Source organism: Pseudoxanthomonas sp. SL93 (assembly GCF_026625825.1).
Lineage (GTDB): Bacteria > Pseudomonadota > Gammaproteobacteria > Xanthomonadales > Xanthomonadaceae > Pseudoxanthomonas_A.
The window spans coordinates 1,876,031-1,888,188 of sequence record NZ_CP113065.1 but is presented as its reverse complement, the minus strand read 5'-3'; the positions used below and the strand labels follow the sequence as shown (position 1 = coordinate 1,888,188).

Genomic DNA, 12,158 nt, shown 5'->3' with positions numbered 1-12,158 from the left:
TGCTGGCTGGTAAGGGCCGCCATTTTAAAGCCCACGTGACCTTCATGCCCGAAATGATCCGTACCACCCTGGCTGCCGTGTTGCTGTGGGCGCTCGTACAGCCCGCCATCGCGGCACCGAAGCCCGCGAAAGAGCACCCCGACCCGCTGGCGGCGGTGATGGCGGGGGAATTCGCCCTGCAGGCGGGCCAACTGCCGGAAGCCACCCGCTGGTACCTGGAGGCGGCACGGCAGGATGACGACCCGGGCCTGGCCGAGCGTGCCACCCGCATTGCCCTGCTGGCCAAGGACGACGCGCGCGCTGCCGAAGCCCTCAAGCTGTGGCGCGCGCGGTCCCCGCGCACGTTGGCCCTGCGCGGCGCCGAAGCCACCCTGGCGCTTCGACAGGACAATGCGCGGGTCGCGCGCCGTGAACTGGCGGCGTTGATGAAGGACGCCGACGACCTCGGCTGGCGCTATGCGCTGACCGCGCTCGCCAGCGGGGGCAAGGATCCGGACCTGGCCGCACGGCTGCTGGACGAGCTGGTCGACGACCGCGCCATTCCCGACAAACTGCAGGCTTGGCTGGCGTTCGCAGGCCTGGCGCAGCAACTGGAACAGCGCGATCTCGCCGAGCGGATGGTCGCCGACGTGGTGAAGCGTTTCCCTGGCGAACCGCAGGTGGCGCTGCTGCATGCGCGCCAGCTGCGCCAGGCCGACCGCAAGCCACAGGCCCGTGCGGTGCTGGATGACCTGCTGCCCAAGGCGGCGGCCGACAGCGCGCTGCGGCTGGAGGTGGCGGAGGAGTACGACCGGTTGGGCGACCCGGCGGCGGCCTCGCGCGCGCTGGGTCAGGGTCCCCAGGACAGCCTGACCTATGGCCTGCGCGCGTCCCTGCTGGCCAAGGCCGATGACACCACCGCCCTGACCGCGCTCTACGACGAATTGCGCAAGGCGTCCGATGCGGGGCAGGCCGCCCAGTACAACCCGGACCGCCGGCTGCTGTTGGGCCAGATTGCCGAGTTCCTCAAGCGGCGCGAGGAAGCCCTGGAGTGGTACCGCAGCGTGCCGGCCGGCGAGCAGCGGGCCGAGGCCAGGCTGCGTTCCATCAATACCCTCTACGAGCTGGGGCGGAAGGAAGAAGCGTTCGCCGATGCGCGCCGCCTGCAGGGCGATGCCAGCGTGGGGGATGGCACCCGCCGCGATGCCTATCTGATGGAGGCCGAACTCCGCCAGAAGGACAAGCAGGATGCCGGCGAGCTTGAAGTGTTCGCGCGCGGGCTGGCGGCCTATCCCGATGACCTGGCGTTGCTGTATTCGCGCGGCCTGGCCTGGGAGCGGCGGGACAACATCGGGCGTGCCGAGGCCGACCTGCGGCGCATCCTGGTGATCGACCCGGAAAACGTCGCCGCCCTCAATGCGCTGGGCTATACCCTGGCCGACAGGACCACGCGCTACCAGGAAGCGCTTGAGCTGATCGATCGTGCGCGCACCGCGGCGCCGGAAGACGCCGCCATCATCGACAGCTATGGGTGGGTGCTTTACCGGCTGGGCCGCAACGCCGAGGCGCTGGTCGAACTTCGGCGCGCGTTTACCCTGCAGAAAGACCCCGAAATCGCAGCCCACGTTGCCGAAGTGCTGTGGGTGATGGGGCAGAAGGACGAGGCGCGGCGGTATTTCGATGAGGCGCGCAAGCTGGACCCCAACAACCGTTCGCTGCTGCGGGCGCTGGAGAAAACGGGCGCATGAACATCCGTGGCGTGACGATGGCAGGGCTGGTGGCCCTGTCGATGCTGGGCTGTGCCAGTCGTGGTCCTACGGCGTCGACGGCGCCGGTCATGACCGATCCGGAGGCGATTGCCGCTGCCCAGGCGACGCAGGCCACACGGGAAGCCTGGCTGGCGAGCCGCGAGGACTGGTCGTTCGAGGGGCGCGTGGCGGTCAATGCGCAGGGCAAGGGCGGCAGCGGCCGCATCGACTGGCAACAGCGCGGTGATGCCTACCAGGTGGCACTGAGTGCGCCGGTCACGCGGCAAAGCTGGCGCCTGATGGGCGACCTGCATTCCGATGCCGGCCGCATTGAGGGCCTGGAAGGCGGTCCGCGCGAAGGCGAGGACGCCGAAGTGCTGCTGAGGGAGGCCACCGGCTGGGACATTCCGCTGCAGGCGCTGGTCCGCTGGACGCGTGGCCTGGCGGACGCGGAGTTCCGCAGCGACGGGCCCGGCGAGCAGGCCTACTCCCTTGAGGGAAACCTGCGCAGCCTGCGCCAGCAGGGCTGGCGGGTGGAGTTCACCGACTGGTTCCCGCCGCAAGGCGAGCGCCCGGCCATGCCGCGACGCATCGATGCCACGCGGGACGGGGCGTCGGTACGGTTGGTCGTTGACCAGTGGAACTTCGAGACGCCGTGAGTACGTTCAACGCGGCGGACGGCTGGTCGGCCTGGCCGGCCCCCGCGAAACTGAACCTCTTCCTGCAGATCACCGGACGCCGCGCGGACGGCTACCACCTGCTGCAGACCGTGTTCCGGCTGCTGGAATGGGGCGATACCGTTCATGTCCGGATGCGCGAGGATGGCGAAGTGCGTCGCGTGGGCGTCTCGGTTCCCGGCGTGGACGAAGCCGATGACCTGCTGGTGCGCGCGGCCAACATCCTCAAAAAAGAGGCAAATGTCGCACAAGGTGTCGACATCGGTGTCGAAAAGCGCATTCCTGCCGGCGGAGGTTTCGGCGGCGGATCATCGGATGCCGCCACAGTCCTGGTGGCACTGAACCAGCTGTGGGGCACGGATCTGCCGGGGAGTCGACTGGAAGCCCTGGGCCTTGCCCTGGGGGCGGATGTGCCGGTTTTCGTCCGTGGCCACAACGCCTGGGCCGAAGGGGTAGGGGAGGAACTGGCGCCGGTGACGCTGCCGCCGGCCTGGTACCTGCTGGTCGATCCGGGCGTCCACGTGCCCACCGCGGCACTTTTCCGTGATCCGGATTTGACGCGTGATGCCGCACCCGCGAAAATATCGGACTTCCTTTCGGGATCACTGCTCGGCAATGCGTTCGAGCCGGTGTTGCGCTGCCGGGAACCTGCCATCGAGGCGGTGTTCCAGGCCCTTGCGCACGTCGGCACGCCGCGGCTGACCGGTTCCGGCAGCGGTTGCTTCGTGGAGTTCGCCGACCTAGCGTCGGCCGAAGCGGCGCAGGCGGACCTGCCTGCGGGCGTCCGTGCCTGGCTGGCGCAGGGCGCTGCACTGTCGCCGCTGTTGCGGCGGCTCGGGCGTGGTGCCGGAAAGGAAGAAAACGCCTAGGGGCGTCGCCAAGTGGTTAAGGCACCGGGTTTTGATCCCGGCATTCGTAGGTTCGAATCCTTCCGCCCCTGCCAATTCATCCGATTTCTCCCGTACCTGCCGAGACGACCATGCAAGACGAACGCAACCTGCTTGTCTTCTCCGGCAATGCCAACAAGCCGTTGGCCAACAGCATCTGCCGCGAGCTGGGCGTGCGTCCCGGCAAGGCGCTGGTGTCGCGCTTCTCCGACGGCGAAGTGCAGGTGGAAATCCAGGAGAACGTGCGCCGGCAGGAAGTGTTCGTCGTGCAGCCGACCTGCGCGCCCAGCGCGGAGAACCTGGTGGAGCTGCTGGTGCTGATCGACGCGCTGAAGCGCGCATCGGCCAGCAGCGTGACCGCGGTGGTGCCGTACTTCGGCTACGCCCGCCAGGATCGCCGCATGCGCTCCTCGCGCGTGCCGATCACGGCCAAGGTGGCGGCCAAGATGTTCAGCGCGGTCAGTGCCGACCGCGTGCTGACGGTGGACCTGCACGCGGACCAGATCCAGGGCTTCTTCGACATCCCGGTGGACAACGTGTATGCGTCCCCGCTGCTGCTGGCCGACATCTGGCGCGCCTACGGCACGGAGAACCTGCTGGTCGTGTCGCCCGACGTCGGTGGCGTGGTGCGCGCCCGCGCGGTCGCCAAGCGCCTTGACGACGCCGACCTGGCGATCATCGACAAGCGCCGTCCGCGCGCCAATGTCGCCACGGTGATGAACATCATCGGCGACGTGGAGGGCAAGGACTGCGTGCTGGTGGACGACATCGTCGACACCGCCGGCACCCTCTGCGCCGCGGCGGCGGCGCTGAAGCAGCATGGCGCCAAGAAGGTGGCTGCCTACTGCACCCATCCCGTGCTCTCCGGCCCGGCGGTGGACAACCTGAACAACTCGGTCCTCGACGAGCTCGTCGTGACCGATACCATCCCGCTCTCGCCGCAGGCGCAGGGCTGCAGCAAGATCCGCCAGCTGAGCGTGGCGGAACTGCTGGCGGAAACGATCCGCCGCATCGCCTTCGGCGAATCGGTCAGCTCGTTGTACGTGGATTAAAAGCCGTGACGGTGATCCGGGCTCGGTGATTCGATGGAAGCAGTCGCTTCTCCGCCAATCACGAGTCACTGAATCACGAATCACGGCTCCAAAGACTCTTCTGGTCGCGGGAGAGTCATCAAAACCGTCGCGAGGCGGTTCATCCAACTGAAAGGTAGTAGCAAAAATGGCAACCACGCATGAAATGAAAGTGCAGCGCCGCGAAGACGAGGGTAAGGGTGCGAGCCGCCGCCTCCGTCGCGCCGGTACTGTGCCGGCCATCGTTTACGGTGGCGAACTGACCCCGGTCAGCATCCAGCTGAACCACAACGACGTCTGGCTGGCCAGCCAGCACGACTGGTTCTACTCGTCCATCCTGGACCTGAGCCTCAACGGCGACATCCAGAAGGTGCTGCTGCGTGACATGCAGCGCCACCCGTTCAAGCAGCAGATCATGCACCTGGACTTCCAGCGCGTGAACGAGAACGAGAAGCTGCGCACGGGCGTGCCGCTGCACTTCCTGAACGAAGACAAGTCGCCGGCCGGCAAGTCGGCGGAAGTCGTCGTCACGCACGAGCTGAACGAAGTCGTCGTCGAGTGCCTGCCGAAGGACCTGCCGGAGTTCATCGAACTCGACCTTTCCGACCTGGCTGTCGGTGCGGTGATCCACCTGTCCGACATCAAGCTGCCGTCGGGCGTCGAGATCCCGGAACTCAAGCTGGGCAAGGAACACGACGTTGCCGTCGTGATCGCCAAGCACGGCAAGGAAGAAGCCGAAGCCGCGCCGGCCGAATCGGCCGAAGTTCCGGCTGCCAAGGTCGCCAAGAAGGACGACAAGTAATCGCGCCACGGTGTGCCCGCTCCGGCGGGCACACCGGCGTGATGCACTGCGATGGCAGGTTTGCGTCTCATCGTCGGACTGGGCAATCCCGGTGCCGAACATGCCCGAACCCGGCACAACGCCGGGTTCCATTTTGTCGATGCCCTGGCGGAACGGCAGGGTAAGCGCTTCGGGCTGGAAAGCAAGCTGTTCGGCGAGACCGCCAAGGTCGTCATCGCCGGCCAGCCGGTGTGGCTGCTGAAGCCGGCTACGTACATGAATCTCAGCGGCAAGTCGGTCGCCGCGGCGTTGCGCTACTGGAAGATCGCACCGGAAGAGGCCCTGCTGGCGCACGACGAGCTGGATCTGGCGCCAGGTACGGCGCGCCTGAAGTTCGACGGCGGTCATGGCGGACAGAACGGCCTGCGCGACACCATCCAGCACCTCGGGCATGGCAAGTTCCACCGGCTGCGGATCGGCATCGGCCACCCCGGCCACAAGGATCGCGTGACGGGTTGGGTGCTGGGCAAGCCGGGCAAGGATGACGAAGCGATGATCGCGCGGGCGATCGACGACGCGCTGGACGTGCTGCCGTTGGCGGTGGCGGGCAACTTCATGGATGCGATGACCCGGCTGCACACGCAGAAGCCGTGATTGGTGATTGGTGATTTGCAGGGCATGGATCGGCCCCCGAATCACCAATCACGAATCACGAATCACGGATGTAGACATGGGTATCAAATGCGGCATCGTCGGCCTCCCCAACGTGGGCAAGTCGACCCTGTTCAACGCGCTGACCAAGGCGGGCATCGCCGCGGCCAACTTCCCGTTCTGCACCATCGAGCCCAATGTGGGCGTGGTGCCGGTACCGGACCCGCGCCTCAACCAGCTGGCCGAGATCGTCAAGCCGCAGAAGCTGATCCCGACGGCGGTCGAGTTCGTCGACATCGCCGGCCTGGTGGCGGGTGCGGCCAGCGGCGAAGGATTGGGCAACAAGTTCCTGGCCCACATCCGCGAAGTCGATGCCATCACCCATGTGGTGCGCTGCTTCGAGCACGGAGACATCGTTCACGTTGCCGGCAAGGTCGACCCGCTGTCGGACATCGACACCATCGATACCGAGCTGGCGCTGGCCGACCTCGATAGTGTCGAAAAGGCACTGAACCGCGCCGAACGTTCAGCCAAAGCCGGCGAAAAGGATGCCATCGCCCGCAAGCCCGTGCTGCAGAAGCTGCATGCCGGCCTCAGCGACGGCAAGCCGGGCCGCGCGCTGGGGCTGGACGACGAGGAGAAGGCGCTGGTGCGCGACCTGTTCCTGCTTACCCTGAAGCCGGTCATGTACGTCGCCAACGTCCTCGAGGACGGCTTCGAGAACAATCCCCACCTGGACGTGGTGCGCGCGCGCGCCGCGGCCGAGGGCGCCGAGGTGGTGCCGGTGTCGGCGGCCATCGAGGAGGAGCTGTCCCAACTGGACGATGCCGACCGCGACACCTTCCTGGCCGACCTGGGCCTGGACGAGCCCGGCCTGAACCGTGTGATCCGCGCCGCCTACAAGCTGCTCGGACTGCAGACGTATTTCACGGCGGGCGTGAAGGAAGTGCGTGCCTGGACCGTGAAGGCCGGCTCCACGGCGCCGCAGGCCGCAGCGGTGATCCATACCGATTTCGAGAAGGGCTTCATCCGCGCCGAGACCATCGCGTTCGATGATTTCATCAAGTACAAGGGCGAATCCGGTGCGCGCGATGCCGGCCGCCTGCGCCTGGAAGGCAAGGAATACCGGGTGCAGGAGGGCGACGTCCTCCACTTCCGGTTCAATGTCTGACAAAAAAATGTCGCTGGCGCGTTGACAGGCGCGCCGCTTCACGCCAAAATCTCGGGCTGTTTCACCCTGGTTTGATTTGGCCGCCCGGCCTGGTCAGTCCGGTGACTCCGGAGGGATACCCAAGCGGCCAACGGGGGCAGACTGTAAATCTGCTGGCTTACGCCTTCGGTGGTTCGAATCCACCTCCCTCCACCAGAATTTCGTTGTTGTTTTGAGTTGTAGTGGTCTCCCGGTGCGGGAGTAGTTCAATGGTAGAACTGTAGCCTTCCAAGCTACTAGTGCGGGTTCGATTCCCGTCTCCCGCTCCACTGAACGCTAGCGCAGGGTCTGCGTCATATCAGGCAACAGAAAACGTTTCACGCTCACGTAGCTCAGTCGGTAGAGCACCTCCTTGGTAAGGAGGAGGTCGAAGGTTCGATTCCTTTCGTGAGCACCACATACCATTCCTTTACGATCCACTCGAGAACTAGCAGCCATGGCAAAGGGTAAATTCGAACGCACCAAGCCGCACGTGAACGTGGGCACGATTGGCCACGTTGACCACGGCAAGACGACGCTGACGGCGGCGCTGACGAAGGTGGGCGCAGAGCGTTTCGGTGGTGAATTCAAGGCATACGACGCGATCGACGCGGCGCCGGAAGAGAAGGCGCGCGGCATCACGATCTCGACGGCCCACGTGGAATACGAATCTGCCGCGCGCCACTACGCGCACGTGGATTGCCCGGGCCACGCCGACTACGTGAAGAACATGATCACCGGTGCGGCGCAGATGGACGGTGCGATCCTGGTGTGCTCGGCCGCTGACGGCCCGATGCCGCAGACGCGCGAGCACATCCTGCTGTCGCGCCAGGTGGGCGTGCCGTACATCGTCGTGTTCCTGAACAAGGCCGACATGGTGGACGACGCCGAGCTGCTGGAGCTGGTGGAGATGGAGGTCCGCGAACTGCTGAGCAAGTACGAGTTCCCGGGCGACGACACCCCGATCATCCACGGTTCGGCCCGTCTGGCGCTGGAAGGCGACCAGAGCGAGATCGGCGTGCCGGCGATCCTGAAGCTGGTGGACGCGCTGGACTCGTTCATCCCGACCCCGGAGCGTGACGTCGACAAGCCGTTCCTGATGCCGGTGGAAGACGTGTTCTCGATCTCGGGTCGCGGCACCGTGGTGACCGGCCGTATCGAGCGCGGCGTGATCAAGGTGGGCGAGGAAATCGAGATCGTCGGTATCCGTCCGACCCAGAAGACCACGGTCACGGGCGTGGAAATGTTCCGCAAGCTGCTGGACCAGGGTCAGGCGGGCGACAACGCCGGTCTGCTGCTGCGCGGCACCAAGCGTGACGACGTGGAGCGTGGCCAGGTGCTGGCCAAGCCGGGTTCGATCACCCCGCACACCGAGTTCGAAGCCGAGGTGTACGTGCTGTCCAAGGACGAAGGCGGCCGTCACACGCCGTTCTTCAAGGGCTACCGTCCGCAGTTCTACTTCCGCACGACGGACATCACGGGCGCCGTGACCCTGCCGGAAGGCGTGGAGATGGTGATGCCGGGCGACAACATCAAGATGGTGGTGACGCTGATCAACCCGGTGGCGATGGACGAAGGCCTGCGTTTCGCGATCCGCGAAGGCGGCCGTACCGTCGGCGCCGGCGTGGTGGCCAAGATCATCAAGTAAGCCCCTGCGGCCCCGGCGACGGGTTCGCCGGAAAGCGCGAAGGGCGGGCCGGAACCTCGGTCCGCCTTCGCCGTCTAAGGGAAGCCTTTAGCAAGTTCCGATACGCCAGTAGCTCAATTGGCAGAGCAGCGGTCTCCAAAACCGCAGGTTGGGGGTTCGAGTCCCTCCTGGCGTGCCACTTCCTGCAGGCCCTGGTCGTTCCGACAGGCCGAAGGCATCCCCTCCGCACCAGGCCTGGCCGCATGGCAGGGCTTGAAGAAACAAGAGCGACAGTGACTTGAACAGCAAGGTCGAACAATCCAAAGCCGCCGTTTCCGCAGGCGACATCGCCAAGTACGTCCTGGCGCTGGCGCTGGTCGTGGGTGGCCTGGTCGCGTGGTGGTGGTTCAATGGCCAGTGGGCCACGCCGCTGCGTTCGCTGGCGGTGGTCTCCGGCCTGGTGCTGGGCACGGTGGTGTTCCTGACGACCGCCAAGGGTCGCGATACCCGCGACTTCCTGGCCGAGTCCCGTTTCGAGCTGCGCAAGGTCGTATGGCCGACCCGCGAAGAAGCCATGCGCACCACCTGGGTGGTGATCGCGGTCGTGATCTTCCTCAGCCTGGTATTGGCTGGTTTCGATTTCACCATCCAGTGGTTGATCGAGAAGTTCCTGAATTTTGGTCGTTGAGGAGAGTGCTGCCGTGAAGCGTTGGTATGTCGTCCATGCCTATTCGGGCTTCGAGAAGTCCGTGGCGCAGGCGTTGCGCGACCGTATCGTCCGCGACGGCATGCAGGATCGCTTCGGCGACGTGCTGGTCCCGACCGAAGAAGTCATCGAGATGCGTTCCGGCCAGAAGCGCCGTTCCGAGCGCAAGTTCTTCCCCGGCTACGTGCTGGTGCAGATCGAGACCCATGACGAGGGTGGCATCCCGCGCATGGACAACGAAAGCTGGCACCTGGTGAAGGACACGTCCAAGGTGCTGGGTTTCATCGGCGGCACCGCCGATCGCCCCCTGCCGATCCGCGACGAAGAGGCCGCTGCCATCCTCGATCGCGTGCAGGAAGGCGTCGAGAAGCCCAAGCCCAAGGTGCTGTTCGAGCCGGGCGAGATGGTCCGCGTCACCGACGGCCCCTTCAACGACTTCAACGGTGTGGTCGAGGAAGTCAATTACGAGAAGAGCCGCCTGCGCGTGGCGGTACTGATCTTCGGCCGCTCCACTCCGGTGGAGCTGGAATTCGGGCAGGTCGAGAAGGCCTGACCCGGGCGGTCCGGCCCGTTTGGCCGGCCCCGCGAAACCCTGTTATACTGCGCGGCTCCCTGATGGCGACGCCGGCAGGGACCATGGCCGCCGTCGGGTGGCCATTGGTGCGTCCAAGAAAACGCGATGCCGGGACGCGTGATTTTCCCGGTCCGATGGGGAGCCTTCACAGGCGCTAGCACCCGGAGAGTACTCACATGGCAAAGAAAGTTGTCGGTTACATCAAGCTGCAGGTGAAGGCCGGCCAGGCCAACCCCTCGCCGCCGGTCGGTCCTGCGCTGGGTCAGCGCGGCCTGAACATCATGGAATTCTGCAAGGCGTTCAATGCCGCCACGCAGAAGCTGGAGCCGGGCCTGCCGATTCCGGTGGTCATCACGGCCTATTCCGACCGTACCTTCACCTTCATCACCAAGACGCCCCCGGCGTCCATCCTGCTGAAGAAGGCCGTCGGCATCACGTCCGGCTCCAAGCGCCCGAACACCGAGAAGGTGGGCAAGGTCACCCGCAAGCAGCTCGAGGACATCGCCAAGGCGAAGGAACCCGACCTGACCGCGGCCGACCTGGACGCTGCGGTGCGTACGATCGCGGGTTCCGCCCGCTCCATGGGCCTGACGGTAGAGGGTTAAGAGATGGCACAGACCAAGCGACAGAAATCCATCCTCGCCGCGGTGACCCCGGGCAAGGCCTACGCCATCGACGAGGCGTTGAAGATCGTCAAGTCCGCCACCAAGGCCAAGTTCGTCGAGTCCGTCGACGTCGCCGTGCGCCTGGGCGTGGACGCCAAGAAGTCCGACCAGCAGGTGCGCGGTTCCACCGTGCTGCCGGCCGGTACCGGCAAGTCGGTGCGCGTGGCGGTGTTCGCCCCCGCCGGCGCCAAGGCTGACGAAGCCGCCGCCGCCGGTGCAGAAGCCGTCGGCATGGACGACCTGGCCGAGAAGATGCTGGCCGGCGACATCAACTACGACGTGGTCATCGCCACGCCGGACGCGATGCGCGTGGTCGGCAAGCTGGGCACGGTGCTGGGCCCGCGCGGCCTGATGCCGAACCCCAAGGTCGGCACCGTGTCCGCCAACCCGGCCGAAGCCGTCAAGAATGCCAAGTCGGGTCAGGTGCGTTACCGCACCGACAAGGCCGGCATCATCCACTGCACCATCGGCAAGGCCAGCTTCGATGACGAAGCGCTGAAGTCCAACCTGCAGGCCCTGCTGGCCGACCTGGTGAAGGCCAAGCCTTCCACCGCGAAGGGCCAGTACCTGCAGAAGATCTCGGTCAGCTCGACCATGGGTCCCGGCGTCACCGTGGACCAGTCCTCGCTGTCCCTGAAGTAATTCGCATCACCCCTCCCTCGCGTGCGGGGGAGGGTGCAACCCATTTTGAGGGCAGTCGCCCAGGCCGGTCCGCCGGCGCAAGCGACAGTCATCAAAGACCGCAGGTGCGGTCAGCGCGCAACGACGACGGGCACGGATGCTCGAACCGGCAGGGAATCGCCGTCGCTGCTAGCGGGATCGCTTAATCCGTCCCCGCAAGGGAACGCGCCTGCGTAGATGGTGCCGCCTTCTGGAAGTTTTCTGGTGCAGGCCCGCAAGGGCAAGCCAGTCAGACAGGCCACCACCGGGACGCTACCCGCGTCCCCGGCCCCCACGGAAGGGTGCCGTCCAGGACCGCAAGCGGCAGGAGCCGTGAGCGGAGTCAATTAGTGAGGAGTGTATGGCTCTCAATCTGTCCCAGAAGCAAGAAGTTGTCGCCGAACTGGCAGACGTCGCCGCCAAGGCGCACTCCCTGGTCGCCGCCGAATACGCAGGCACCTCGGTCACCCAGATGACCGCGATGCGCAAGAAGGCCCGCGAATCCGGCGTGTACTTGAAAGTTGTCAAGAACACGCTGGCGTCGCGCGCCGTCGAAGGTACCGAATACGAGTGCGTCAAGGACAAGCTCGTCGGTCCGCTGCTGTATGCGTTTTCGACGGAAGAACCCGGCGCTGCCGGTCGTCTGATCAAGGAATTCGCCAAGGGCAACGACAAGCTGCAGGCCAAGGTCGTCTCCGTGGGTGGCCAGCTGTACCCGGCCAGCCATGTCGACGTGCTGGCTTCGCTGCCGACCCGCGACCAGGCGCTGGCCATGTTGGCCCGCGTGCTCGCCGAGCCCGCCAGCATGTTCGCCCGCGCCGTCAAGGCCGTGGCCGACAAGCAGGGCGGCGGTGAAGTCGCTGCCGAAGCTGCCGCAGAAGAAACTGCCTAAGTTCGACGTCTCGTCGTTTCGTCCAGAAGCGACTCCATTTCAGAAAATTTTC

13 protein-coding genes and 5 tRNA genes are annotated in these 12,158 nt (G+C 65.7%); all 18 read left to right on the top strand.

Annotated features, from left to right (window positions below; all coding sequences use genetic code 11):
* Window positions 1-44 precede the first annotated feature (44 nt).
* The 18 genes from OVA13_RS08980 (at window position 45) to rplJ (ending at window position 12,106) form a co-directional block, all read left to right on the top strand.
* Window positions 45-1,727: a tetratricopeptide repeat protein gene (locus OVA13_RS08980; protein WP_267793415.1), complete on the top strand. Its 1,683-nt coding sequence runs from the start codon at window positions 45-47 to the stop codon at window positions 1,725-1,727.
* Window positions 1,724-2,386 carry a lipoprotein insertase outer membrane protein LolB gene (gene lolB, locus OVA13_RS08975; protein WP_267793414.1) on the top strand — a complete coding sequence of 221 codons (663 nt, stop codon included), beginning with the start codon at window positions 1,724-1,726 and terminating at the stop codon, window positions 2,384-2,386. The genes OVA13_RS08980 and lolB overlap by 4 nt, the downstream gene beginning before the upstream one ends.
* On the top strand, window positions 2,383-3,273 hold the full coding sequence (gene ispE, locus OVA13_RS08970; RefSeq protein WP_267793413.1) for a 4-(cytidine 5'-diphospho)-2-C-methyl-D-erythritol kinase: 891 nt from the start codon (window positions 2,383-2,385) through the stop codon (window positions 3,271-3,273). Before lolB ends, ispE begins: the two co-directional genes overlap by 4 nt.
* Window positions 3,272-3,347, top strand: a tRNA-Gln gene (locus tag OVA13_RS08965). The genes ispE and OVA13_RS08965 overlap by 2 nt, the downstream gene beginning before the upstream one ends.
* A gap of 36 nt (window positions 3,348-3,383) precedes the next feature.
* Entirely contained in the window at window positions 3,384-4,343 is a 960-nt protein-coding gene (locus OVA13_RS08960) for a ribose-phosphate diphosphokinase (RefSeq protein ID WP_267793412.1), read from the top strand.
* A gap of 166 nt (window positions 4,344-4,509) precedes the next feature.
* Window positions 4,510-5,163, top strand: a complete 654-nt coding sequence (locus OVA13_RS08955; protein WP_267793411.1) for a 50S ribosomal protein L25/general stress protein Ctc — start codon at window positions 4,510-4,512, stop codon at window positions 5,161-5,163.
* Window positions 5,164-5,214: 51 nt separating this feature from the next.
* Entirely contained in the window at window positions 5,215-5,796 is a 582-nt protein-coding gene (pth, locus tag OVA13_RS08950; protein ID WP_267793410.1) for an aminoacyl-tRNA hydrolase, read from the top strand.
* A gap of 76 nt (window positions 5,797-5,872) precedes the next feature.
* Window positions 5,873-6,964, top strand: coding sequence for a redox-regulated ATPase YchF (ychF, locus tag OVA13_RS08945; RefSeq protein WP_267793409.1), 1,092 nt, complete (start codon window positions 5,873-5,875; stop codon window positions 6,962-6,964).
* A gap of 109 nt (window positions 6,965-7,073) precedes the next feature.
* Window positions 7,074-7,159 (top strand) — tRNA-Tyr (locus tag OVA13_RS08940).
* A gap of 39 nt (window positions 7,160-7,198) precedes the next feature.
* Window positions 7,199-7,272 (top strand) — tRNA-Gly (locus tag OVA13_RS08935).
* A gap of 52 nt (window positions 7,273-7,324) precedes the next feature.
* Window positions 7,325-7,400 (top strand) — tRNA-Thr (locus OVA13_RS08930).
* Window positions 7,401-7,439: 39 nt separating this feature from the next.
* Window positions 7,440-8,630, top strand: coding sequence for an elongation factor Tu (gene tuf, locus OVA13_RS08925; protein ID WP_267793398.1), 1,191 nt, complete (start codon window positions 7,440-7,442; stop codon window positions 8,628-8,630).
* Between the two features lie 102 nt (window positions 8,631-8,732).
* Window positions 8,733-8,808: transfer RNA gene (locus OVA13_RS08920), tRNA-Trp, on the top strand.
* Window positions 8,809-8,907: 99 nt separating this feature from the next.
* Complete coding sequence (gene secE, locus OVA13_RS08915) at window positions 8,908-9,297, top strand: preprotein translocase subunit SecE (RefSeq protein ID WP_267793408.1); 390 nt, start codon at window positions 8,908-8,910, stop codon at window positions 9,295-9,297.
* 13 nt (window positions 9,298-9,310) lie between these two features.
* Window positions 9,311-9,868 (top strand): transcription termination/antitermination protein NusG, encoded by a 558-nt coding sequence (gene nusG, locus OVA13_RS08910; protein ID WP_267793407.1) that lies wholly within the window; start codon window positions 9,311-9,313, stop codon window positions 9,866-9,868.
* Window positions 9,869-10,065: 197 nt separating this feature from the next.
* Window positions 10,066-10,494 carry a 50S ribosomal protein L11 gene (rplK, locus tag OVA13_RS08905; RefSeq protein WP_055945202.1) on the top strand — a complete coding sequence of 143 codons (429 nt, stop codon included), beginning with the start codon at window positions 10,066-10,068 and terminating at the stop codon, window positions 10,492-10,494.
* 3 nt (window positions 10,495-10,497) lie between these two features.
* Window positions 10,498-11,196, top strand: a complete 699-nt coding sequence (rplA, locus tag OVA13_RS08900; RefSeq protein ID WP_267793406.1) for a 50S ribosomal protein L1 — start codon at window positions 10,498-10,500, stop codon at window positions 11,194-11,196.
* A 379-nt stretch (window positions 11,197-11,575) separates the two neighbouring features.
* Window positions 11,576-12,106: a 50S ribosomal protein L10 gene (rplJ, locus tag OVA13_RS08895; RefSeq protein WP_267793405.1), complete on the top strand. Its 531-nt coding sequence runs from the start codon at window positions 11,576-11,578 to the stop codon at window positions 12,104-12,106.
* Window positions 12,107-12,158 lie beyond the last annotated feature (52 nt).